At 38.9% G+C, this 23,058-nt stretch carries 26 protein-coding genes and 1 pseudogene; 26 read left to right on the plus strand and 1 reads right to left on the minus strand.

Annotated features, from left to right (window positions below):
* Window positions 1-264: 264 nt before the first annotated feature.
* Window positions 265-1,521, minus strand: a pseudogene (locus RYL77_RS06670) (ISL3 family transposase).
* Window positions 1,522-1,718: 197 nt separating this feature from the next.
* Here RYL77_RS06670 and RYL77_RS06675 point away from each other — a divergent pair.
* From RYL77_RS06675 to RYL77_RS06800, 26 genes are all read left to right on the plus strand, one after another.
* Window positions 1,719-2,084 carry a DUF1033 family protein gene (locus RYL77_RS06675; RefSeq protein WP_125421881.1) on the plus strand — a complete coding sequence of 122 codons (366 nt, stop codon included), beginning with the start codon at window positions 1,719-1,721 and terminating at the stop codon, window positions 2,082-2,084.
* Window positions 2,085-2,158: 74 nt separating this feature from the next.
* Window positions 2,159-3,100 (plus strand): competence type IV pilus ATPase ComGA, encoded by a 942-nt coding sequence (gene comGA, locus RYL77_RS06680; protein WP_315010710.1) that lies wholly within the window; start codon window positions 2,159-2,161, stop codon window positions 3,098-3,100.
* A complete protein-coding gene (comGB, locus tag RYL77_RS06685) occupies window positions 3,048-4,064 on the plus strand; it encodes a competence type IV pilus assembly protein ComGB (protein ID WP_315010729.1) in 1,017 nt (338 codons plus the stop codon). Before comGA ends, comGB begins: the two co-directional genes overlap by 53 nt.
* Window position 4,065: 1 nt before the next feature.
* Complete coding sequence (comGC, locus tag RYL77_RS06690) at window positions 4,066-4,389, plus strand: comG operon protein ComGC (protein ID WP_315010711.1); 324 nt, start codon at window positions 4,066-4,068, stop codon at window positions 4,387-4,389.
* Entirely contained in the window at window positions 4,352-4,786 is a 435-nt protein-coding gene (gene comGD / locus RYL77_RS06695) for a competence type IV pilus minor pilin ComGD (protein ID WP_164925504.1), read from the plus strand. Before comGC ends, comGD begins: the two co-directional genes overlap by 38 nt.
* Entirely contained in the window at window positions 4,749-5,051 is a 303-nt protein-coding gene (comGE, locus tag RYL77_RS06700) for a competence type IV pilus minor pilin ComGE (RefSeq protein ID WP_000413380.1), read from the plus strand. The genes comGD and comGE overlap by 38 nt, the downstream gene beginning before the upstream one ends.
* On the plus strand, window positions 5,014-5,475 hold the full coding sequence (gene comGF, locus RYL77_RS06705) for a competence type IV pilus minor pilin ComGF (protein ID WP_315010712.1): 462 nt from the start codon (window positions 5,014-5,016) through the stop codon (window positions 5,473-5,475). Before comGE ends, comGF begins: the two co-directional genes overlap by 38 nt.
* Window positions 5,453-5,866 (plus strand): competence type IV pilus minor pilin ComGG, encoded by a 414-nt coding sequence (gene comGG, locus RYL77_RS06710; RefSeq protein ID WP_315010713.1) that lies wholly within the window; start codon window positions 5,453-5,455, stop codon window positions 5,864-5,866. Before comGF ends, comGG begins: the two co-directional genes overlap by 23 nt.
* 32 nt (window positions 5,867-5,898) lie before the next feature.
* On the plus strand, window positions 5,899-6,486 hold the full coding sequence (locus RYL77_RS06715; protein ID WP_315010714.1) for a class I SAM-dependent methyltransferase: 588 nt from the start codon (window positions 5,899-5,901) through the stop codon (window positions 6,484-6,486).
* Window positions 6,487-6,546: 60 nt separating this feature from the next.
* On the plus strand, window positions 6,547-7,500 hold the full coding sequence (locus tag RYL77_RS06720; protein ID WP_315010715.1) for a class I SAM-dependent methyltransferase: 954 nt from the start codon (window positions 6,547-6,549) through the stop codon (window positions 7,498-7,500).
* Window positions 7,501-7,549: 49 nt separating this feature from the next.
* The gene (locus RYL77_RS06725) at window positions 7,550-8,743 is read left to right on the plus strand and encodes an acetate kinase (protein ID WP_315010716.1); all 1,194 of its coding nucleotides are present in this window, start codon (window positions 7,550-7,552) and stop codon (window positions 8,741-8,743) included.
* Between the two features lie 288 nt (window positions 8,744-9,031).
* The gene (locus RYL77_RS06730) at window positions 9,032-9,487 is read left to right on the plus strand and encodes a hypothetical protein (RefSeq protein ID WP_315010717.1); all 456 of its coding nucleotides are present in this window, start codon (window positions 9,032-9,034) and stop codon (window positions 9,485-9,487) included.
* 152 nt (window positions 9,488-9,639) lie between these two features.
* Window positions 9,640-10,038: a hypothetical protein gene (locus RYL77_RS06735; protein ID WP_315010718.1), complete on the plus strand. Its 399-nt coding sequence runs from the start codon at window positions 9,640-9,642 to the stop codon at window positions 10,036-10,038.
* Window positions 10,039-10,362: 324 nt separating this feature from the next.
* The gene (gene rnpA / locus RYL77_RS06740) at window positions 10,363-10,734 is read left to right on the plus strand and encodes a ribonuclease P protein component (RefSeq protein ID WP_000739245.1); all 372 of its coding nucleotides are present in this window, start codon (window positions 10,363-10,365) and stop codon (window positions 10,732-10,734) included.
* Window positions 10,709-11,533: a membrane protein insertase YidC gene (locus tag RYL77_RS06745; RefSeq protein WP_315010719.1), complete on the plus strand. Its 825-nt coding sequence runs from the start codon at window positions 10,709-10,711 to the stop codon at window positions 11,531-11,533. Before rnpA ends, RYL77_RS06745 begins: the two co-directional genes overlap by 26 nt.
* Window positions 11,534-11,550: 17 nt before the next feature.
* Complete coding sequence (jag, locus tag RYL77_RS06750) at window positions 11,551-12,540, plus strand: RNA-binding cell elongation regulator Jag/EloR (protein WP_315010720.1); 990 nt, start codon at window positions 11,551-11,553, stop codon at window positions 12,538-12,540.
* A 50-nt stretch (window positions 12,541-12,590) separates the two neighbouring features.
* Window positions 12,591-13,214 carry an HI_0552 family protein gene (locus tag RYL77_RS06755; protein WP_315010721.1) on the plus strand — a complete coding sequence of 208 codons (624 nt, stop codon included), beginning with the start codon at window positions 12,591-12,593 and terminating at the stop codon, window positions 13,212-13,214.
* Between the two features lie 114 nt (window positions 13,215-13,328).
* A complete protein-coding gene (tkt, locus tag RYL77_RS06760) occupies window positions 13,329-15,305 on the plus strand; it encodes a transketolase (protein ID WP_315010722.1) in 1,977 nt (658 codons plus the stop codon).
* Between the two features lie 579 nt (window positions 15,306-15,884).
* Window positions 15,885-16,508, plus strand: a complete 624-nt coding sequence (locus RYL77_RS06765; protein WP_315010723.1) for a hypothetical protein — start codon at window positions 15,885-15,887, stop codon at window positions 16,506-16,508.
* A gap of 11 nt (window positions 16,509-16,519) precedes the next feature.
* The gene (locus RYL77_RS06770) at window positions 16,520-16,720 is read left to right on the plus strand and encodes a hypothetical protein (RefSeq protein WP_042900240.1); all 201 of its coding nucleotides are present in this window, start codon (window positions 16,520-16,522) and stop codon (window positions 16,718-16,720) included.
* A 274-nt stretch (window positions 16,721-16,994) separates the two neighbouring features.
* Window positions 16,995-17,294 (plus strand): preprotein translocase subunit YajC, encoded by a 300-nt coding sequence (gene yajC, locus RYL77_RS06775; protein WP_042900241.1) that lies wholly within the window; start codon window positions 16,995-16,997, stop codon window positions 17,292-17,294.
* A 46-nt stretch (window positions 17,295-17,340) separates the two neighbouring features.
* Entirely contained in the window at window positions 17,341-17,784 is a 444-nt protein-coding gene (locus RYL77_RS06780) for a low molecular weight protein-tyrosine-phosphatase (RefSeq protein WP_315010724.1), read from the plus strand.
* Window positions 17,771-18,181 (plus strand): MORN repeat-containing protein, encoded by a 411-nt coding sequence (locus RYL77_RS06785; protein ID WP_315010725.1) that lies wholly within the window; start codon window positions 17,771-17,773, stop codon window positions 18,179-18,181. Before RYL77_RS06780 ends, RYL77_RS06785 begins: the two co-directional genes overlap by 14 nt.
* A 270-nt stretch (window positions 18,182-18,451) precedes the next feature.
* Window positions 18,452-21,103, plus strand: coding sequence for a bifunctional acetaldehyde-CoA/alcohol dehydrogenase (gene adhE / locus RYL77_RS06790; RefSeq protein WP_315010726.1), 2,652 nt, complete (start codon window positions 18,452-18,454; stop codon window positions 21,101-21,103).
* A gap of 124 nt (window positions 21,104-21,227) precedes the next feature.
* Complete coding sequence (locus RYL77_RS06795; RefSeq protein WP_315010727.1) at window positions 21,228-22,148, plus strand: XRE family transcriptional regulator; 921 nt, start codon at window positions 21,228-21,230, stop codon at window positions 22,146-22,148.
* Window positions 22,149-22,282: 134 nt separating this feature from the next.
* On the plus strand, window positions 22,283-23,058 hold a 776-nt coding region (locus RYL77_RS06800; RefSeq protein ID WP_315010728.1), incomplete at its 3' end, for an XRE family transcriptional regulator.

Here is a 23,058-nt window from a genome sequence, read left to right on the forward strand (position 1 = left end):
CGAACGGCACGTACGGTGGTGTGAGAGGGGCTAGAGATTATCCCCTACTCGATTTCACAAAACTAGTTTAAAAGACTACGCTATTTAAACTAATTTTGAGAATGAATATATAAGGATATCCAGAAATATAGTTGGTCAACCTTTGGTCAACTTTTGTATTTTGAATATACCTTAGATGGTGACGATGTCTTGGTATATCTGATATTCACTTACATATTCTAACTTATTTTAACTAAGATAAAACTGTAGTGGGTTGAAGAAAAGCTATGATCGAGAAAGGACAAATTTCGTCCTTTCTTTTTTGATGTTCAGAGCGATAAAAATCCGTTTTTTGAAATTTTCAAAGTTTCGAAAACCCAATGCATTGCGTTTGATAAGTTTAATGAGATTATTGGTTGTCTCCAATTTGGCGTTAGAATAGGGTAGTTGAAGGGCGTTGGCAATTTTTTATTTATCTTTGAGGAAGGTTTTAAAGATGGTCTGAAAAAGAGGATGAAGCTGTTTTAGATTGTCCGCAATGAGACCGAAAAATTTCTCTGATTCCTTATTCTAAAAGTGAAAAAGTAAGAGCTGATAGAGCTGATAGTGGTGTTTCAAGTCTTCTGAATAGCTCAAAAGCTTGTCTAGAATCTCTTTATTCGTTAAGTGCATACAAAAAGTAGGGCGATAAAATCGTTTATCACTCAGTTTACGACTATCTTGTTGAATGAGCTTCCAGTAACGTTTAATAGCCTTGTATTCATGGGATTTTCTCTCAAACTGATTCATGATTTGGACACGGACACGGCTCATAGCACGGCTAAGATGTTGTACAATGTGAAATCGATCTAGAACGATTTTAGCACACGGAAAAAGCTGTTTAGCCAAGTTGTAGTAAGGGCTAAACATATCCATAGTAATGATTTTCACTCGACATCGGACGGATCTATCATATTTAAGAAAGTGATCTCGGATGACAGCTTGTGTTCTCCCCTCAAGAACAGTGATGATATTGAGCTTTTCAAAGTCCTGAGCAATGAAACTCATCTTTCCCTTGGTAAAGGCATACTCATCCCAGGACATAATCTCAGGAAGATGTCTAAAGTTATACTCAAAGTAGAAGTCATTGAGCTTTCGTATGACAGTTGAAGTTGAAATGGAGAGCTGATGGGCAATGTCGGTCATAGAGTTCTTTTCAATCAGCTTTTGAGCAATCTTTTGGTTGATGATACGAGGGATTTGGTGATTTTTCTTGACGAGGGAAGTCTCAGCCACCATCATTTTAGAGCACTGATAGCACTTGAAACGTCGCTTTTTTAGAAGAATTCTAGTAGACATACCAGTCGTTTCAAGATAAGGAATCTTAGACGGTTTTTGAAAGTCATATTTTTTCATTTGACTTCCGCAATCAGGGCAAGATGGAGCATCGTAGTCCAGTTTAGCGATGATTTCCTTGTGGGTATCTCTATTAACAACATCCATAATTTGGACATTAGGGTCTTTGATATCGAGTAGTTTTGTGATAAAATGTAATTGTTCCATATGAATCTTTCTAATGAGTTGTTTTGTCGCTTTTCATTATAGATCTTATGGGACTTTTTTTCTACAACAAAATAGGCTCCATAATATCTATAGGGGATTTACCCACTACAAATATTATAGAGCCTAAGAAATGAGCATATTTCTTTCCTTGTCTGGCGGAATTGGTTATAATATACGGTACAAAGGAATGAATGAATATGTATCGTGTTATAGAAATGTACGGAGATTTTGAACCTTGGTGGTTCTTAGAAGGTTGGGAAGAAGATATTGTAGCAAGTAAGAAATTTGACCAGTATTATGATGCTCTCAAATACTACAAAACTTGCTGGTTTAGATTGGAACAAGAATCCCCTCTTTATAAAAGTAGAAGTGACTTGATGACCATTTTTTGGGATCCAGAAGACCAACGTTGGTGTGATGAATGTGACGAGTATTTACAACAATACCATTCTTTGGCTCTTTTGCAGGATGAGCAGGTTATCCCAGATGAAAAACTACGTCCAGGCTATGAAAAACAAACAGGTCAGGAAAGGCACCGTGCTTGCCGTATGAAATTAAGATAGAGAAAAGTAACTTTTTTGGAGTTGCTTTTTATTTTTTCCAAATCTTTGCGAATAGTATAGGTGAGGAGGTAAGTATGGTTCAAGAAATTGCACAAGAAATCATTCGTTCGGCTCGGAAAAAAAGGGCGCAGGATATTTATTTTATCCCTAAGTTAGATGCCTATGAGCTTCATATGAGGGTAGGAGACGAGCGCTGTAAAATCGGTTGTTATGATTTTGAAAAGTTTGCGGCTGTCATCATTCACTTTAAGTTTGTGGCGGGTATGAATGTGGGAGAAAAGCGACGTAGTCAACTGGGTTCCTGCGATTATGCCTATGGCGATAAGATGGCGTCCTTACGTTTATCCACTGTAGGCGACTATCGAGGGCATGAGAGTTTGGTTATTCGCTTGTTGCATGATGAGGAGCAGGACTTGCATTTTTGGTTTCAGGATATTGAAGAACTGGGTAAGCAGTACAGGCAACGAGGACTCTATCTTTTTGCTGGTCCAGTCGGAAGTGGTAAGACAACCCTGATGCACGAATTGGCCAAGTCCATCTTTAAAGGACAGCAAGTCATGTCCATCGAAGATCCTGTAGAAATCAAGCAGGACGACATGCTCCAGTTGCAGCTAAATGAGGCAATCGGACTAACCTATGAAAATCTGATAAAACTTTCCTTGCGTCATCGTCCGGATCTTTTGATTATCGGAGAAATTCGGGACAGTGAGACGGCGCGTGCAGTGGTCAGAGCTAGTTTGACAGGTGCGACAGTCTTTTCAACCATTCATGCCAAGAGTATTCGAGGTGTTTATGAGCGCTTGTTGGAGTTGGGTGTGAGTGAAGAGGAATTAGCAGTCGTTCTGCAAGGAGTTTGCTACCAGAGATTAATCGGGGGAGGAGGAATCGTTGACTTTGCAAACAAAGACTATCAAGAACACCAGCCAACTAGCTGGAATGAACAGATTGACCAGCTTCTTAAAGATGGACATATCACAAGTCTTCAGGCTGAAACGGAAAAAATTAGCTACAGCTAAGCAAAAAAATATCATCACCTTGTTTAACAATCTCTTTTCCAGCGGTTTTCATCTGGTGGAGATAATCTCCTTTTTAGATAGGAGTGCTTTGTTGGACAAGCAGTGCGTAACCCAGATGCGCACGGGCTTGTCTCAGGGCAAATCATTCTCAGAAATGATGGAAAGTTTAGGATTTTCAAGTGCCATTGTTACTCAGTTATCCTTAGCTGAAGTCCATGGGAATCTTCACCTGAGTTTGGGAAAAATAGAAGAATATCTAGACAATCTGGCCAAGGTTAAGAAAAAATTAATTGAAGTAGCGACCTATCCCTTGATTTTGTTGGGATTTCTTCTCTTAATTATGCTGGGGCTACGTAACTACCTACTACCTCAACTGGATAGTAGCAATATTGCCACCCAAATTATCGGCAATCTGCCACAAATTTTTCTAGGCATGGTAGGGTTTGTTTCCGTACTTGCACTTTCAGCACTCACTTTCTATAAAAGAAGTTCGAAGATGCGCGTCTTTTCTATCTTAGCACGTCTTCCCTTTCTTGGAATCTTTGTGCAGACCTATTTGACAGCCTATTATGCGCGTGAATGGGGGAATATGATCTCGCAAGGAATGGAGTTGAGCCAAATTTTTCAGATGATGCAGGAACAAGGTTCTCAACTCTTTAAAGAAATTGGTCAAAATCTAGCTAGAGCCTTACAAAATGGTCAGGAATTTTCTCAGACTATAGTGACCTATCCGTTCTTTAAGAAGGAGTTGAGCTTGATTATTGAATACGGAGAAGTCAAATCAAAGCTAGGTAGTGAACTAGAAATATATGCTGAAAAAACGTGGGAATCCTTTTTTACCCGAGTCAATCGCACTATGAATTTGGTTCAGCCACTAGTTTTTATCTTTGTGTCACTTATTATCGTTTTACTCTATGCAGCAATGCTCATGCCCATGTATCAAAATATGGAGGTAAATTTTTAACATGAAAAAAATGATGACATTCTTGAAAAAAGCGAAAGTGAAGGCTTTTACACTTGTAGAGATGTTGGTGGTCTTGCTCATCATCAGCGTGCTTCTCTTGCTCTTTGTACCTAATTTGACCAAGCAAAAAGAAGCAGTCAACGACAAAGGAAAAGCTGCTGTTGTTAAGGTGGTGGAAAGCCAGGCAGAACTTTATAGCTTGGATAAAAATGAAGATGCTAGCCTAAGAAAATTAAAAGACGATGGACGCATCACAGAAGAACAGGCTAAAGCTTATAAAGAATACCATGCTAAACAAAATACCAGTCAAACCGTTGCAGATTAAGGCCTTTACCATGCTTGAAAGTCTCTTGGTTTTGGGACTTGTGAGTATCCTTGCCTTGGGCTTGTCTGGTTCTGTCCAGTCCACTTTTGCGGCGGTAGAGGAGCAGATTTTCTTTATGGAGTTTGAAGAACTCTATCGGGAAACCCAAAAACGCAGTGTAGCCAGTCAGCAAAAGACTAGTCTAAACTTAGATGGGCAGACGATCAGCAATGGCAGTCAAAAGTTGACAGTTCCTAAAGGAATTCAGGCACCATCGGGACAAAGTATTACATTTGACCGAGCTGGGGGCAATTCGTCCCTGGCTAAGGTTGAATTTCAGACCAGTAAAGGAGCGATTCGTTATCAATTATATCTAGGAAATGGAAAAATTAAACGCATTAAGGAAACAAAAAATTAGGGCAGTGATTTTGCTGGAAGCAGTAGTCGCTCTAGCTATCTTTGCCAGCATTGCGACGCTTCTTTTGGGGCAAATTCAAAAAAATAGGCAAGAAGAAGCAAAAATCTTGCAAAAGGAAGAAGTCTTGAGGGTAGCTAAGATGGCTTTGCAGACAGGTCAAAATCAAGTAAACATAAACGGAGTTGAGATTCAGGTGTTTTCTAGTGAAAAGGGATTGGAGGTCTACCATGGTTCAGAACAGTTGTTGGCTATCAAAGAGCCATAAGGTCAAGGCTTTTACCTTGTTAGAATCCCTGATTGCCCTCATTGTCATCAGTGGAAGCTTACTCCTCTTTCAAGCCATGAGTCAGCTCCTCATTTCAGAAGTTCGCTACCAGCAACAAAGCGAGCAAAAGGAGTGGCTCTTGTTTGTGGACCAGTTGGAGGCAGAATTAGATCGTTCGCAGTTTGAAAAAGTGGAGGGCAATCGTCTCTATATGAAGCAGGATGGCAAGGATATTTCTATAGGTAAGTCTAAATCAGATGATTTTCGGAAAACCGATGCCAGTGGACGAGGTTATCAGCCTATGGTTTATGGCCTCAAATCTGCACAGATTACAGAGGACAATCAACTGGTTCACTTTCGTTTCCAGTTTCAAAAAGGCTTAGAAAGAGAGTTTATCTATCGTGTGGAAAAAGAAAAAAGTTAAGGCAGGTGTTCTCCTCTATGCAGTCACCGTGGCAGCCATCTTTAGTCTTTTGTTACAATTTTACTTGAACCGACAAGTAGCCCACCATCGAGACTATGCTTTAAATAAAGAAAAATTGGTTGCTTTTGCTATGGCCAAGCGAACCAAGGATAAAGCCGAGCAAGAAAGTGGGGAGCAGATCTTTAATCTAGGTCAGGTAAGCTATCAAAACAAGAAAGCAAGCTTGACGACAGTGGTTCGTACACCTAAGAGCCAATATGAGTTCATCTTTCCTTCCGTCAAAATCAAAGAAGAGAAAACAGATAAAAAGGAAAAGGTAGTGACTGATTCAAACGAAAAAGCGGAGAAGAAAAAATCAGAAGAGAAGCCTGAAAAGAAAGATAATTTCTAGCCAATCAAGATACTTTGTGCTAAACTAAAAGCATGAAACATGATTTTAATCACAAAGCAGAAACTTTCGATTCACCTAAAAATATCTTCCTCGCAAACTTGGTTTGTCAAGCGGTCGAGAAACAGCTTGATCTTCTATTAGACAAAGAAATTCTGGATTTCGGTGGAGGGACGGGTCTATTAGCCTTGCCCCTAGCCAAGCAGGCTAAGTTTGTCACTCTTGTAGACATTTCTGAGAAAATGCTGGAGCAAGCTCGTTTGAAAGCGGAACAGCAAGCAATCAAGAATATCCAGTTTTTGGAACAAGATTTACTGAAAAATCCCTTGAAGCAAGAGTTTGATCTCATTGTTGTTAGTCGGGTTCTTCATCATATGCCTGATTTGAATGCAGCTCTCTCACTGCTTCATCAACATTTGAGGGAGGATGGACAACTCCTCATTGCTGATTTTACCAAGACGGAGACCAACCATCATGGATTTGATTTATCTGAACTGGAAAACAGGCTAATTGAGCATGGTTTTTCATCTGTGCATAGTCAGATTCTCTATAGTGCCGAGGACCTGTTTCAAGGAAATTACTCAGAACTCTTTTTTACAGTAGTCCCAAAATCACTCGCCTAGTCAGGGAGTGATTTTTTTATAAGGATGGAAAAAAGCAGGGAAATTTGATAAGATAGGAATATGGATTTTGAAAAAATTGAACAAGCTTATACCTATTTACTAGAGAATGTCCAAGTCATCCAAAGTGATTTGGCGATCAACTTTTATGACGCTTTGGTGGAGCAAAACAGCATCTATTTGGATGGTGAGACTGAGCTAAATCAGGTCAAAGAGAACAATCAGGCTCTTAAACGCTTAGCACTTCGCAAGGAAGAATGGCTCAAGACCTACCAATTTCTCTTGATGAAGGCTGGGCAGACAGAACCCCTGCAGGCCAATCACCAGTTTACACCAGATGCCATTGCTTTACTTTTGGTGTTTATTGTGGAAAAGTTGTTTAAAGAGGAGGAGAACACTATCCTCGAAATGGGTTCTGGGATGGGAATTCTAGGCGCTACTTTCTTGACTTCGCTTGATAAAAAAGTGGATTACTTGGGAATGGAAGTGGATGATTTGCTGATTGATTTGGCAGCTAGCATGGCAGATGTGATTGGTTTGCAGGCTGGCTTTGTCCAAGGAGATGCCGTTCGTCCACAAATGCTCAAAGAAAGCGATGTGGTCATCAGCGACTTGCCTGTTGGCTATTATCCTGATGATGCCGTTGCGTCGCGCCATCAAGTTGCTTCTAGTCAAGAACATACTTACGCCCATCACTTGCTCATGGAACAAGGACTTAAGTATCTCAAATCAGACGGATATGCTATTTTTCTAGCTCCGAGTGATTTGTTGACCAGTCCTCAAAGTGATTTGTTAAAAGGGTGGTTGAAAGAGGAGGCAAGTCTGGTTGCCATGATTAGTCTACCTGAAAATCTCTTTGCTAGTGCTAAACAATCCAAGACTATTTTTATCTTACAAAAGAAAACTGACATAACAGTAGAACCCTTTGTCTATCCACTTGCTAGCTTGCAAGACGCAAGTGTTCTAATGAAATTTAAAGAAAATTTTCAAAAATGGACTCAAGGTACTGAAATATAAAATAGATTTTGTTATAATAGATGAAAACGCTTAAAAGAGGAGTCTTGTTATGACAAAAACAATTGCAATCAATGCAGGAAGTTCAAGTTTAAAATGGCAATTATACTTAATGCCAGAGGAAAAAGTGTTAGCCAAAGGCTTGATTGAACGTATCGGTTTGAAAGATTCAATTTCAACTGTTAAATTTGATGGTCGTTCTGAACAACAAATTTTAGATATCGAAAATCACACGCAAGCCGTTAAAATTTTATTGGATGACTTGATTCGTTTCGATATTATCAAGGCTTATGATGAGATTACTGGTGTTGGACACCGTGTTGTTGCAGGTGGAGAATATTTCAAAGAATCAACAGTTGTTGAGGGTGATGTTTTAGAAAAAATTGAAGAGTTGAGTTTGTTGGCTCCTCTCCACAATCCAGCCAATGCAGCAGGTGTTCGTGCCTTCAAGGAATTGTTGCCAGACATTACCAGTGTAGTTGTTTTTGATACTTCATTCCACACAAGTATGCCAGAGAAAGCTTATCGCTACCCTCTACCAACAAAATATTACACAGAAAACAAGGTTCGTAAATATGGTGCTCACGGTACAAGTCACCAGTTTGTAGCAGGAGAAGCTGCAAAACTCTTGGGACGTCCATTAGAAGACTTGAAGTTAATTACTTGCCACATCGGTAATGGTGCTTCTATTACAGCGGTTAAGGGTGGTCAATCTGTCGATACTTCAATGGGCTTCACTCCACTTGGCGGTGTGATGATGGGAACTCGTACAGGGGATATTGACCCAGCTATCATTCCTTATTTAATGCAATATACAGAGGACTTTAATACGCCGGAGGCTATTAGCCATATTCTCAATCGTGAGTCAGGACTCATGGGAGTTTCAGGCAAGTCTAGTGATATGCGTGATGTGATTGCTGCTAAAAAAGAAGGAGACCATGATGCTACCTTAGCATATGAAATCTATATTGACCGTATCCAAAAACATATTGGGCAGTACCTTGCAGTCCTAAATGGAGCAGATGCTATTATCTTCACAGCTGGTGTAGGTGAAAATGCAACCGATGTACGTAAGGATGTTATCTCAGGAATTTCTTGGTTTGGTTGTGATGTTGATGATGAAAAGAATGTCTTCGGTGTTACAGGAGACATTTCAACAGAGGCAGCTAAAATCCGTGTCTTGGTTATTCCAACAGATGAAGAATTAGTCATTGCCCGTGACGTTGAACGATTGAAAAATAAGTAAAACTAGAAAAAATATTTAGTACAAGGAGTTGGGAAAGAGATTTTTCCAGCTTCTTTTTTAACTTAACTAGCTTTGAAAGGATAGCTGTTGCTGCTTTTGAGAAGAGTTAAAAGTGATAAAAGATAACTTATTTCTAATTTTCGCTTAGAATGACAGGTGTCATCGATTAATATTTTATATTATGTCAATTTTTTCTTGTATCCGCTTACAATTTATACTATAATAGTACTGTAATAAGTTATAAGAGCTGTTGTATCGTTCTTGGTTTATAGTTATGGAGGTAACATCATGGGTACTATTATGGAATTTGCAACAGAAAAACAGATTGAATCATTTCTTTCAACTTGTCATATCGAGGGACAAAGAAATTTTCTGATGGCTTTTAAGAAAAAAACATGGCTGAAATCATTTATTGATTTTTTCATTATAGGAGGAGCCTACTATGTTCAGTCGAGTGTGAAGCCAAAGATTATGTCATTCACACCTAAGGGGATTTACTTGATGGACATTAGTGATGTAACTGAAAATCGTCCTAATCAAGTCGTGGAGATGCCTTGGAATCAAGTCAAAGATTTTACTTATAAGGCAGTCTTGAATACAGTTAGGCTGAACTGGAACTATCAAAATGAAGACTATATTTTTTCTGTGGATGTCGGTCAGGTTAGTCAGCATGTAGGTCAGTATCAATTTAACAAAGACCATTATGACTATTTAGCCCAACACGATTTCTTTCAGAAAGAGTGAATGATATGAAAAAGATAACTACAAAATGTATTATTATTGCTACAACTTTGCTTATTATGGTACCGAGTTTTATAGGGATTGCATAAGCTAACGAAACAAAGGTTCCAAATACAACTGTAGAGTATATTGATGTTGCCGAAGTAGAGAAGGATTTGAAATTCTTATTTACAGAAGCGACGAGTTATGAGAATGACGTTTTTTATGTTAATAAAGAATTATTGACAGAACGCTACGGCACTTTAGCACCGTATATTGCAATGGGCATTGAACGTATTTATACAGAGCCTAATTTGGTTCAAAACTTGCAAGCCTCTTTACAAGATAGAGATTTTGTTTCATGTATGCGTGATGAGTTGATTGGTATGATTCCAGGTATGGAACTTGTTGATTTAATGAGAGGGGACATTATCAGTTATATTCAAGGTCAAATGTGGGGCAAAGCTGCTTCATATATAGCAATGAAACTTGCTAAATTTGGCATGAAGAGCAACGTTGCAGGAATCGTTGCACAATTAGGAATCTCTGCTGGAAAATGTGCTATTTGGGGTTAGTTATGCTTAAATACTTGTAATTAAGAATGTTAAAATGATAGTTCTGTCTTTAATGAATGTGATAAAGTGGTTGGAAAATAAATTTCTAACCACTTTATCGTTTTTAGTGTTTACAGGGGAAATGGCTTCAAATTTTTAAAGTTTTAAGTATAGACTGTTACGGGAACAGCAGACATTGTGACAATAAGAAAGAGAATGAAAGCACGATGAAAAGGATTAAAAAATAAAAAAGAGAATATTGGTAGAACTGTCCAAACCTTGCTATGATTGGCTTTTTTGAAAAATATGGTATAATAGTAGTAATTTAATAGATGGAGTTGAGTTTTGAAGAAAAACTTTCGTGTAAAAAGAGAGAAAGATTTTAAGGCGATTTTCAAGGAGGGGACAAGTTTTGCCAATCGCAAATTTGTTGTCTACCAACTAGAAAATCAGAAAAACCATTTTCGAGTAGGTCTATCAGTTAGCAAAAAACTGGGGAATGCCGTCACTAGAAATCAAATCAAGCGACGAATCCGACATATTATCCAGAATGCAAAAGGGAGTCTGGTAGAAGATGTCGACTTTGTTGTCATTGCTCGAAAAGGGGTTGAAACCTTGGGATACGCAGAGATGGAGAAAAATCTACTCCACGTATTAAAGTTATCAAAGATTTACCAGGAAGGAAATGGGAGTGAAAAAGAAACTACAGTTGACTAGTTTGCTAGGACTGTCTCTATTAATCATGACAGCTTGTGCAACAAATGGGACAACTAGCGATATTACAGCCGATTCGGCTGATTTTTGGAGTAAATTTGTTTACTTCTTTGCGGAAATCATTCGCTTTTTATCGTTTGATATCAGTATCGGAGTGGGGATTATTCTCTTTACGGTCTTGATTCGTACACTGCTTTTGCCAGTCTTTCAAGTGCAAATGGTGGCTTCTAGAAAAATGCAGGAAGCTCAACCACGTATTAAGGCGCTTCGAGAACAATATCCAGGTCGAGATATGGAAAGCAGAACCAAGCTAGAGCAAGAAATGCGTAAAGTCTTTAAAGAAATGGGTGTCAGACATTCAGATTCTCTTTGGCCGATTTTGATTCAGATGCCGGTTATCTTGGCCTTGTTCCAAGCTCTATCAAGAGTTGACTTTTTAAAGACAGGTCATTTCTTATGGATTAACCTTGGTGGTGTGGATACAACCCTTGTTCTTCCGATTTTAGCAGCAGTATTCACCTTTTTAAGTACTTGGCTGTCCAATAAAGCCTTGGCTGAACGTAATGGCGCTACGACTGCGATGATGTATGGGATTCCAGTCTTAATCTTTGTCTTTGGGGTCTATGCTCCGAGTGGAGTAGCGCTCTACTGGGCAGTGTCCAATGCCTATCAAGTCTTGCAAACCTATTTCTTGAACAATCCATTCAAGATTATTGCAGAGCGCGAGGCCGTAGTACAGGCACAGAAAGATTTGGAAAATAGAAAAAGAAAAGCCAAGAAAAAGGCTCGGAAAACGAAATAATAAGGAGGAATCTAGTAATGGTAGTATTTACAGGTTCAACTGTCGAAGAAGCAATCCAGAAAGGATTGAAAGAATTAGATATCCCAAGATTGAAGGCTCACATCAAAGTCATTTCTCGTGAAAAAAATGGCTTTCTTGGTTTATTTGGTAAAAAACCAGCTCAGGTTGACATTGAAGCTATTAGTGAAACAACTGTCATTAAAGCAAATCAGCAGGCGGTAAAGGGAGTTCCTAAAGAAATTAATGAACAAAATGAACCAGTTAAAACAGTCAGTGAAGCGACCGTTGATTTGGGGCATGTTGTAGAAGCAATTAAAAAGATTGAAGAAGAAGGCCAAGGAGTTTCTGATGAAGTTAAGGCTGAAATCTTGAAAAATGATAAACACGCTAGCACCATCTTAGAGGAAACAGGACATGTTGATATTTTAAGTGAATTACAACTTGAAGAAGCTGGTTTCGGAGAAGAAGCAGAAACTCCTATTGTTGAGACTCAAGCTGAAGAAACTGAAAGTCAAGAATTAGAAGATTTGGGTTTAAAGGTGGAACCGAGCTTTGATATTGAACAAGTAGCTACGGAAGTAACGACGTATGTTCAAACAATCATTGATGATATGGACGTTGAGGCGACGATTTCAAATGATTATAACCGTCGTAGTATCAATCTACAAATTGACACCAATGAACCAGGTCGTATTATTGGTTATCATGGTAAAGTCTTGAAAGCCTTGCAATTATTGGCTCAAAATTATCTTTACAATCGTTATTCAAGAACTTTCTACATCACTATTAATGTCAATGATTACGTTGAACACCGTGCAGAAGTCTTGCAGACTTATGCTCAAAAATTGGCGACCCGTGTTTTAGAAGAAGGACGTAGTCATCAGACAGATCCAATGTCGAATAGCGAACGCAAGATTATCCATCGTATTATTTCACGTATGGATGGTGTGACTAGTTACTCTGAAGGTGACGAGCCAAATCGCTATGTTGTTGTAGATACAGAATAAGTAAAATCAGGGTTCTCCTGATTTTTTGCTAGATAGAGGAGGTTAAACGGATGTTGAATAAGATAAGAGACTATTTAGATTTTGCAGGTTTCCAGTACCATAATCCTGATAAAGCGGGAGAAGAGCGAGAGAAGATGCTGGAATTGCGTCATAAAGGTCAAGAGACCCGAAAGGCTTTCACAGAATTGGCCAAAACTTTTCAGGCAAATCATCCAGAATGGCAACTCCAACAGACTAGCCAGTGGATGAATCAGGCACAGCGTTTGCGACCACATTTTTGGGTTTATCTACAGCGTGAGGGGAAAGTGACAGAACCTATGATGGCCTTACGTTTGTATGGAGAGTCTTCTGATTTTGGTATTTCTTTAGAGGTCAGTTTCATTGAACGCAAGAAAGATGAGCAGACTCTAGGCAAGCAAGCCAAGGTGTTAGAAGTTCCAGTGGTAGAAGGGATTTATTATCTATCCTACGGTGATGATCAAAGTCAACGGTGGGAGGCTACTGAGGAGAACCGTCAAATTTTAAGAAATAAACTATCCAATCAGGAAGTCCGTAAAGTGTTAGTTAAAGCAGATGTTTCTTTTATAGAAAATCAATCGTTAGAAGTGATTTTAGAAAAATTAGAAGATGCTTATGAACGCTTACTTCCCTACTATCAGGCGACTAGAGGGTAGCAAATAGAATACTTATCTCGTCGAATTGTTTAATTGCTATTCTATGTATTTTTTCATATAATAGTAAAATAGAATGTGTGATTCAATAATCACCTCAAATAGAAAGGAAATTCTATGTCAAATCTATCTGTTAATGCAATTCGTTTTCTAGGTATTGACGCTATCAACAAAGCCAACTCAGGTCACCCAGGTGTGGTTATGGGAGCGGCTCCGATGGCTTACAGCCTCTTTACAAAACAACTTCGTATCAATCCAGCTCAACCAAACTGGATTAACCGCGACCGTTTTATTCTTTCAGCTGGTCATGGTTCAATGCTTCTTTATGCCCTTCTTCACCTTTCTGGCTTTGAAGATGTTAGTATGGATGAGATCAAGAGCTTCCGTCAATGGGGTTCAAAAACACCAGGTCACCCAGAATTTGGCCATACAGCAGGAATTGATGCTACAACAGGTCCTCTAGGTCAAGGGATTTCAACTGCCACTGGTTTTGCCCAGGCAGAACGTTTCTTGGCAGCCAAATATAACCGTGAAGGCTATAATATTTTTGACCACTATACTTACGTTATCTGTGGAGACGGAGACTTGATGGAAGGTGTCTCAAGCGAGGCGGCTTCATACGCAGGTTTGCAAAAACTAGATAAGTTGGTTGTTCTTTATGATTCAAATGACATCAACTTGGATGGTGAGACAAAGGATTCCTTTACAGAAAGTGTTCGTGACCGTTACAATGCCTATGGTTGGCATACAGCCTTGGTTGAAGATGGAACAGACTTGGAAGCAATCCATGCGGCTATCGAAACAGCTAAAGCTTCAGGCAAACCATCTTTGATTGAAGTGAAGACCGTGATTGGATACGGTTCTCCAAACAAACAGGGAACTAATGCTGTACACGGTGCTCCTCTCGGAGCAGATGAAACTGCAGCAACTCGGCAAGCGCTCGGTTGGGACTATGAACCATTTGAAATTCCAGAACAAGTTTATGCTGATTTCAAAGAACATGTTGCAGACCGTGGTGCATCAGCTTATCAAGCTTGGGTAAAACTAGTTGCAGATTATAAAGAAGCTCATCCAGAATTGGCTGCAGAAGTAGAAGCCATCATCGATGGACGTGATCCAGTTGAAGTAACTCCAGCAGACTTCCCAGCCTTAGAAAATGGCTTCTCTCAAGCAACTCGTAACTCGAGCCAAGATGCCTTGAATGTTGTGGCGGCTAAGTTGCCAACTTTCTTGGGTGGATCAGCTGACCTAGCTCACTCAAACATGACTTATATCAAGACTGACGGACTTCAAGACGATGCCAATCGCTTGAACCGTAACATTCAGTTTGGTGTTCGTGAATTTGCCATGGGAACGATCTTGAACGGGATGGCTCTTCACGGTGGACTTCGTGTATACGGTGGAACTTTCTTCGTCTTCTCTGATTATGTGAAGGCAGCTGTCCGCTTGTCAGCCTTGCAAGGACTTCCTGTGACTTATGTCTTTACCCACGATTCAATCGCAGTCGGGGAAGACGGTCCAACTCACGAACCAGTTGAGCACTTAGCAGGTCTTCGTGCTATGCCAAATCTAAATGTTTTCCGTCCAGCAGATGCGCGTGAAACGCAAGCAGCTTGGTACCTTGCAGTGACAAGTGAGAAAACACCAACTGCCCTTGTCTTGACACGTCAAAACTTGACTGTCGAAGAGGGAACAGACTTTGACAAGGTTGCAAAAGGTGCCTATGTTGTCTATGAAAATGCAGCAGACTTTGATACCATCTTGATTGCAACAGGTTCAGAGGTCAATCTTGCTGTCTCAGCTGCCAAAGAATTGGCTAGTCAAGGTGCAAAAGTCCGCGTAGTCAGCATGCCATCTACAGATGTCTTTGATAAACAAGATGCAGCATACAAGGAAGAAATTCTTCCAAATGCAGTCCGCCGTCGTGTTGCAGTCGAAATGGGTGCAACTCAAAACTGGTACAAATATGTTGGTCTTGATGGTGCCGTTCTAGGTATTGATACCTTCGGAGCCTCTGCCCCAGCACCAAAAGTATTGGCAGAATATGGCTTTACTGTAGAAAATCTTGTAAAAGTTGTTCAAAACTTGAAATAATCCTAAAAATCAGGGCGCAAGCTCTGGTTTTTTATGACCGATGATACTAGTTTAGGAATATCAGCTAAGAACCGAAACCTAAGAACTGAAATAAAGAAAGCGCATTCATTTTCTTTGACTTTAACAATGTTTTGTAGTAAAATATAAGCAAAGATAACCTGAAAGATAAACTATAAGAAAAGTCAATAGTTTTATCTAAAATATTTCTTAATTCAATTTGATGATTTTAGAGCACGGCAAAAAGCCCTTGAAAAAGTCCATTTTTCAAAGGTAATCTGGTGTCAATTTCAGAAGCCACATCACTTTTTGTTCGTCAAAGGGTAGTTCGTTTTTTAGGAGATAAAACGTCTATGCGTCATCAAACTCATTACCAATTGAAACAAAAAAATGTGGTTAGAGCCTTTCAGAGATCGTCAAGCGATTGGAGGAAATGAACTAATCCACAGTGGCTTATTCCAAGTATACCACTTGGGCTTTGGCAGTAGCTAACTGCACTAAATATAATATAAGGAGGTTTAAAGTAGAGATTATCGGTCGCTAGTGTTCTATATTTGGTTTCGTAATGAGGAGGTAATGATTATGAAACGTTTAAATATTGCTATACTTTTTCTCATCAGTTTATTTGTTATAAGTATTAATTTTCATAGTACTGTTCAAGCTGACGAACAAAAAAACTACGCTATTTCTTTAAATGACTCTTCTTCAACCGAGGTGAGTAAAAATGACATAATAAACGATTATATAAAAAATACTGGAGTAAGCTATGAAGAGGCATCTCGATTGTTATTTCCTAGCAGCAGGATGAGATCAGTTAATACTGCTGGAGTAGATAGTGTTTCTTACGTACGTCTAGCAAGTTCTTTTCAAGATGACACATTATATGCTTATGTCCCTGGAGATGCAGGGCAAGTCTATTTTTATTGCGAAGTAAGTAAAAGTGGTTGGTTTAGAGGAATAAAAAGAATCATTTATGCTGGATACAATGCAGGCGATTTAGTATTTAGTGGTAATTTCCAATACGCATTGCCTGATGCAAATCGTATTCACTATACTCTTAGTGGGGGACTATATAGCACAACCACAACTACTGTTTCTACAGGAGGAAGCATTGGTATAGGGGAAGCAGGTAGTGTAAACATACAAGTTTCTCAAACCTCAAATTACAAGAGATCTTTGTACTATCATGGAGATAGATATTATTAGAAAGACAAAAGATGAAAAAAATGATTTTACAGATGACATGGGCCATTTTAGTTCCATTCATCTCTTTAATATTGTGTAGAAATTTGAGTGTATTAACTTTAACCACAGATGCATTATTTTTCATGTTTTTTATCTTTTTTTCTATTGCTCAATGGATAGCTATTTTTGTGTGGGTAATAAATGAACTTTCTAAATATTTGAAAAAGAAATAAGATGTTACCCGAGAACGGTGAGGCAGTTTCTGCTTTGCCGTTTTTTATCTGCAATGCGATAGCATACAATAATCGTTGCGCTGTTATCATATTTATTGTATCACAAGCGATGAAGGGAGGTTCAATGGAGGGATAGATGTGGAATTCTAATTGTTTTTGAATATCATGAATGTCACATGCAAAGTTTTTTATTGGCATAAAAGCAAGGTACAATCTTGTAAAAGTAGCTGAAATTTGATATAGTAGTCCTATGTAAAAGACAAAGGAGAAACTAATGAATCCAAATTATACATTTTTAATCATACTAGTCCTTATGATGGGCTTGATGTTCTTTACGCAACGTTCTCAAAAGAAACAAGCACAAAAACGTATGGAAAGTTTAAATAAACTGCAAAAAGGCTATGAAGTAATTACAATCGGTGGACTTTATGGAACAGTCGATGAAGTAGACACGGAGAAGAGAACAATTGTTCTTGATGTAGATGGAGTCTACTTGACTTTTGAACTAGCTGCTATCAAGACCGTATTGCCGCTGAAAGAAACAGCTTCACTCGAAGGCGCAATTGAAAAATAAGGCGGGATCACTAACTCCCGTTTTTCTATAAAAGAAAGGAAATGGGATGAAAAAACTAGTCTTTGTCTGTTTGGGAAATATTTGCCGCAGTCCTATGGCTGAGTTTGTTATGAAATCAATGACAGATAACTATGAAATCCAAAGTCGAGCGACTTCCTCTTGGGAACATGGTAATCCGATTCATAAGGGAACTCAAGGGATTTTTCAACAGTATCAGATTCCTTATGACACGAACAAGACATCACTTCAGATTAGTAGGGAAGATTTTGAAGACTTTGATTATGTTATCGGAATGGACGCTTCAAATGTTTCTGACTTACGTCAAATGTGTTCAGTAGATTGTCAAGATAAGATACACTCATTTGCATCTGAAAGTGTTCTAGATCCTTGGTATACAGGAGATTTTGAAGAAACTTATCGGCGTGTTCAAGAGGGTTGTCAAGCTTGGCTAGAACGTTTAGAAAAGGAGAGTGAAGGTGGAAAATTTTAAGAATTTTTACGACAAGTATCGTGTCTATCTGACTCGTCCACGTTTAGAGATTTTAGCAGTAGTTACCATTATTTTCTGTGCTCTACTCGTCTTTTTTCTAAATATTCCTGGAAAAGGTGTCTTAAAACTGAATAATGGAACGATTGTTTATGACGGCAGTCTTGTTCGTGGTAAAATGAATGGTCAAGGCACCATCACCTTCCAAAATGGAGACCAGTATACTGGTGGTTTCAGCAATGGAGCCTTCAACGGAAAAGGTACCTTTCAATCTAAAGAAGGATGGACCTACGAAGGTGATTTTGTAAATGGTCAGGCTGAAGGAAAAGGAAAACTAACAACAGAACAAGAAGTTGTTTATGAAGGTACTTTTAAACAAGGCGTTTTTCAACAAAAATAAGACCTCCTGACAAGGAGGTTTTTTACAAGAAAAAAGAAAGCGCTTCCCACCTCTTTATTAGGTTTGTGAAATAAAAATTTTTTTGTTGTTATTTCACAATCATCTAGTTAAAAGCGGATACTATAACGTATTTGAAATTAATTTCACAATATCGTAAAAATTCTTTGTGAAATGTTTATGAAACTGTTTACAAAACATAAAAAAAGAGTTATAATAAACTTGTGAAAAAATTAACAAAGGATAAAATCCTTGAAGGCTATGGAGGATAATATGGCTGATAAAAAAACTGTTACACCTGAGCAAAAACAACTCGCTGCTGAGAAGCATGTAGACGGACTAGTACAAAAAGCTTTGGTTGCGCTTGATGAAATGCGCAAGCTGAACCAAGAGCAAGTTGACTACATCGTAGCGAAAGCTTCGGTTGCAGCACTTGACGCGCATGGTATACTGGCACAACATGCAGTTGAAGAAACTGGTCGTGGGGTGTTTGAAGATAAGGCAACGAAAAATCTATTTGCCTGTGAACACGTAGTGAACAATATGCGTGGAGTTAAAACAGTTGGAGTTATCGAAGATGATCCAATTACAGGCTTGACGAAGATTGCTGAACCTGTTGGTGTAATCTGTGGTGTCACTCCAACAACCAACCCAACTTCAACAGCTATTTTCAAATCATTGATTGCTTTGAAAACACGTAATCCAATCGTGTTTGCTTTCCACCCATCAGCTCAAGAATCATCAGCTCACGCAGCACAAATCGTTCGTGATGCCGCTATCGCAGCTGGAGCACCTGAAAACTGTGTTCAATGGATTACAGAGCCATCTATGGAAGCAACTGGAGCGCTTATGAATCACGAAGGTGTTGCGACTATCCTTGCAACTGGTGGGAATGCCATGGTTAAAGCGGCATATTCATGTGGTAAACCAGCTCTTGGGGTAGGTGCCGGAAACGTTCCTGCCTATGTAGAAAAATCTGCTGACCTTCGTCAAGCTGCTCATGACATCGTGATGTCTAAATCATTTGATAATGGGATGGTCTGTGCATCAGAACAAGCGGTTATCATTGATAAAGAAGTGTATGATGAATTTGTAGAAGAATTCAAATCATACCACACTTACTTTGTAAACAAAAAAGAAAAAGCACTTCTTGAAGAATTCTGTTTCGGTGTTAAAGCAAACAGCAAAAACTGTGCTGGTGCTAAACTAAATGCAAACATTGTTGGTAAGCCAGCTACATGGATTGCAGAACAAGCAGGATTCAGCGTTCCAGAAGGAACAAATATCTTGGCTGCAGAATGTGAGGAAGTAGGACCAAAAGAACCATTGACTCGTGAAAAATTGTCACCAGTTATTGCTGTCCTAAAAGCTGAAGACACAGAAGATGGTCTTACAAAAGCTCGTCAAATGGTTGAGTTTAACGGACTTGGTCACTCAGCAGCTATCCACACAAAAGACGAAGAGCTTGCTAAACGCTTTGGTACAGAAATCAAAGCTATGCGTATTATCTGGAACTCTCCATCTACTTTCGGTGGTATCGGTGACGTTTACAATGCCTTCATCCCATCATTGACACTTGGATGTGGTTCATACGGACGTAACTCTGTTGGTGATAACGTGAGCGCTATTAACCTCCTAAACATCAAGAAAGTAGGGAAACGTAGAAATAATATGCAATGGTTTAAAGTTCCTTCAAAAATTTACTTCGAACGCAATTCTATCCAATACCTTCAAACATGTGAAGATATTGAACGCGTTCTGATTGTTACAGACAAATCTATTGAAAAACTCGGTTTCGTTCAACGTGTTATCGACCAGTTGAACGCACGTAGCAACCGTGTAACTATCCAAGTCTTCTCAGATGTTGAACCAGATCCAGACATCACAACTGTAGAACGTGGTGCTGAGGTGATGAAAGCATTCGAACCAGACACAATCATTGCTCTTGGTGGAGGTTCTCCAATGGACGCGGCCAAAGTAATGTGGCTCTTCTACGAACAACCAGAAATCGACTTCCGTGACTTGGTTCAAAAATTCATGGATATCCGTAAACGCGCCTTCCGCTTCCCATCACTTGGTAAGAAAGCGAAGTACATTGGTATCCCAACAACTTCAGGTACTGGTTCAGAAGTAACACCATTTGCCGTTATCTCTGACAAGAAAAACAACCGCAAATACCCATTGGCTGACTACTCATTGACACCAACTATTGCGATTGTTGACCCTGCTTTGGTTGAATCAGTTCCAGACTTTATCGCTGCTGATACAGGTATGGACGTCTTGACACACGCGACTGAAGCCTACACTTCAAACTTTGCTAACGACTATACAGATGGTATTGCGCTTCAAACAATCAAACTTGTCTTTGAATGGTTGGAAAAATCTGTTAAGACAGCTGACCCAGAAGCTCGTGAGAAAATGCACAACGCGTCTACAATGGCTGGTATGGCCTTCGCCAATGCCTTCCTTGGTATGAGCCACTCAATGGCCCACAAGATTGGTGGTGTTCACCACACTGTTCACGGACGTACAAATGCTATCTTGCTTCCATATGTTATCCGTTACAACGGAACTCGTCCATCTAAGACAACTACATGGCCTAAGTACAACTATTGGAAAGCTGATGAGAAATTCCAAGACATAGCGAAAATGCTTGGCTTGCCTCACTCAACTCCAGAAGAAGCAGTTGAAGCATACGCTAAAGCTGTTTACGAACTTGGTGTTGCAGTAGGTATCAAGATGAACTTCAAGGATCAAGGAATTGATGAAAAAGCTTGGAAAGACAGCTTGCATGAAATTGCCTTGCTTGCTTATGAAGATCAATGTTCACCTGCTAACCCACGCTTGCCAATGGTAGCTGACATGGAAGAAATCATGGCAGATGCTTACTATGGCTACAAAGAAAGACCAGGACGTCGTAAATAATCGTTTATCAGCCTAGAGGCAGGAATTTCCTGTCTCTTTTTTTTGTAATTCTATTTGAAAAATGGTATAATCATCGCATATATTTGTTTGAAAATCAAATCTTTTATAATCATGCGAGGGGCAAATGAACAAGATAAATGAGTTAGGGGATAAAGTGCGACTTTTAAGAGAGGAGAAAGGGCTTAGTCGTCCAGTTTTTTGTGGGGATGAGTCTGAATTATCAGTGCGTCAGTTGGTGAGAATCGAAAAAGGAGAATTTCGCCCGACGATAAAAACACTAGAATATATTGCAGATAGATTAGAAATTCCGTCCTACGTCTTGATGCCAGATTATAAGGAATTACCGAAGCGTTACCAAGAATTAAAATACTTTCTTCTTCATCATCCTGACTATGGAGACAAGGAGTTGCAGGAGCAGAAGGAAGAATATTTTGATGAGATTTTTGAGTGTTTTTATGATGATTTGCCACGTGATGAGAAAGTGGTAGTGGATTGTCTTCAAGCTATAGATGCAGTGAGAGCAACTGGTAATTCTTTGTATGGTACTAGTTTGCTTGAAAATGGTCTGCATAACTTACTATCCAGAGATGTATATAGGGCTGAGGAATTGTTGAAATTGAGACTGTATTTTATTTGTCAGTTAATGGATGGTTTAAACGAGGGTGAGATAAAAAAGTCTGAGCATGAAACTATTCTTTATTTTCATGACAAATTAAGTTCTCAGGTTGATAAGATAGAGTTCGATTGTTTGGACTTACTTAGAGATTCCTTGTTAGCTTCTTTAGCTTGTATAGAAATTATGGGGCTGTTTCATTATTTTAAGAGAGCAGTCGAGACCTTAAATAAAATAGGACAAAAAACACGAGATTTCCAAAAGCAACCGATTGTCTTGATGGTGGAGTGGAAATATTATATTCAGACCGATTATGATACAGCCAAACAAAAGTATGAAGAAGCAAAAATGATGGCGAGGATGTTTGGCAATGAGAAGTTAATCGTTAGTTTAGATAATGAATGGAGCGAAGACTTAGAAAGGTATTGTTAAATGATTTATAGGAGTGACATTTCTGTCATTGGGGAAATGTCGCTTTTTGTACATTTTTTGATAAAATGTCATAATAAATGCATATATTTGTTTGGTTATCCAAGTTTTTGGAATGATCCTAGAGGTAAAGAGAAGTGAATGAATTAGGAGAGAAGGTACGAATCCTTAGAGAGGAGAAAGGACTTAGTCGTCCAGTTTTTTGCGGGGATGAGTCTGAATTATCAGTGCGTCAGTTGGTGAGAATCGAAAAAGGAGAATTTCGCCCGACGATAAAAACACTAGAATATATTGCAGATAGATTAGAAATTCCGTCCTACGTCTTGATGCCAGATTATAAGGAATTACCGAAGCGTTACCAAGAATTAAAGTACTTTCTTTTACATCACCCTGACTACGGAGACAAGGAGTTGCAGGAACAAAAGGAAGAATATTTTGATGAGATTTTTGAGAATTTTTATGATGCTTTGCCACGTGATGAGAAGATGATAGTGGATTGTCTTCAAGCAATAGATGAAGTGAGAGCGACGGATAATGAACAGTATGGAATAGCGCTTTTAGATGAATCTTTTGAGGAACTATGGAATCAAAGAGAGTTTTCCTTTTCAGATCTTTTAAAAATTAGATTGTATTTTTTGTGTAGTTATTTAGAAAATATAAAAAAAGGACAGTTATCTATTAGCGAACAGCAGAAACTTCAATTAATGTTTCAAAAAGTGTGTAATAACGTAGAAAATAGCGGTACGGACGATTTATTTCTTGTTCGTGATGTGTTATTTGCAGGGCTGGGAAGTTGTGAATTATTGAATGACTTAGAGTTATTTAAGTTAGCTGTGGAAAAACTTAATTGGATTTCTGAAAAAACACGAGATTTCCAAAAGCAACCGATTGTCTTGATGGTGGAGTGGAAATA

Origin of the sequence: uncultured Streptococcus sp. (genome assembly GCF_963516515.1) — a bacterium.
Lineage (GTDB): Bacteria > Bacillota > Bacilli > Lactobacillales > Streptococcaceae > Streptococcus.

Bases quoted from the DNA above. Each gene is read 5' to 3' on its own strand.
- RYL77_RS06675 (WP_125421881.1), top strand. From the start codon at position 1,719: ATGTATCGTGTTATAGAAATGTACGGAGATTTTGAACCTTGGTGGTTC.
- comGA (WP_315010710.1), top strand. From the start codon at position 2,159: ATGGTTCAAGAAATTGCACAAGAAATCATTCGTTCGGCTCGGAAAAAA.
- comGB (WP_315010729.1), top strand. From the start codon at position 3,048: ATGGACATATCACAAGTCTTCAGGCTGAAACGGAAAAAATTAGCTACA.
- comGC (WP_315010711.1), top strand. From the start codon at position 4,066: ATGAAAAAAATGATGACATTCTTGAAAAAAGCGAAAGTGAAGGCTTTT.
- comGD (WP_164925504.1), top strand. From the start codon at position 4,352: ATGCTAAACAAAATACCAGTCAAACCGTTGCAGATTAAGGCCTTTACC.
- comGE (WP_000413380.1), top strand. From the start codon at position 4,749: ATGGAAAAATTAAACGCATTAAGGAAACAAAAAATTAGGGCAGTGATT.
- comGF (WP_315010712.1), top strand. From the start codon at position 5,014: ATGGTTCAGAACAGTTGTTGGCTATCAAAGAGCCATAAGGTCAAGGCT.
- RYL77_RS06715 (WP_315010714.1), top strand. From the start codon at position 5,899: ATGAAACATGATTTTAATCACAAAGCAGAAACTTTCGATTCACCTAAA.
- RYL77_RS06720 (WP_315010715.1), top strand. From the start codon at position 6,547: ATGGATTTTGAAAAAATTGAACAAGCTTATACCTATTTACTAGAGAAT.
- RYL77_RS06725 (WP_315010716.1), top strand. From the start codon at position 7,550: ATGACAAAAACAATTGCAATCAATGCAGGAAGTTCAAGTTTAAAATGG.
- RYL77_RS06730 (WP_315010717.1), top strand. From the start codon at position 9,032: ATGGGTACTATTATGGAATTTGCAACAGAAAAACAGATTGAATCATTT.
- jag (WP_315010720.1), top strand. From the start codon at position 11,551: ATGGTAGTATTTACAGGTTCAACTGTCGAAGAAGCAATCCAGAAAGGA.
- RYL77_RS06755 (WP_315010721.1), top strand. From the start codon at position 12,591: ATGTTGAATAAGATAAGAGACTATTTAGATTTTGCAGGTTTCCAGTAC.
- tkt (WP_315010722.1), top strand. From the start codon at position 13,329: ATGTCAAATCTATCTGTTAATGCAATTCGTTTTCTAGGTATTGACGCT.
- RYL77_RS06765 (WP_315010723.1), top strand. From the start codon at position 15,885: ATGAAACGTTTAAATATTGCTATACTTTTTCTCATCAGTTTATTTGTT.
- RYL77_RS06770 (WP_042900240.1), top strand. From the start codon at position 16,520: ATGAAAAAAATGATTTTACAGATGACATGGGCCATTTTAGTTCCATTC.
- yajC (WP_042900241.1), top strand. From the start codon at position 16,995: ATGAATCCAAATTATACATTTTTAATCATACTAGTCCTTATGATGGGC.
- RYL77_RS06780 (WP_315010724.1), top strand. From the start codon at position 17,341: ATGAAAAAACTAGTCTTTGTCTGTTTGGGAAATATTTGCCGCAGTCCT.
- adhE (WP_315010726.1), top strand. From the start codon at position 18,452: ATGGCTGATAAAAAAACTGTTACACCTGAGCAAAAACAACTCGCTGCT.
- RYL77_RS06795 (WP_315010727.1), top strand. From the start codon at position 21,228: ATGAACAAGATAAATGAGTTAGGGGATAAAGTGCGACTTTTAAGAGAG.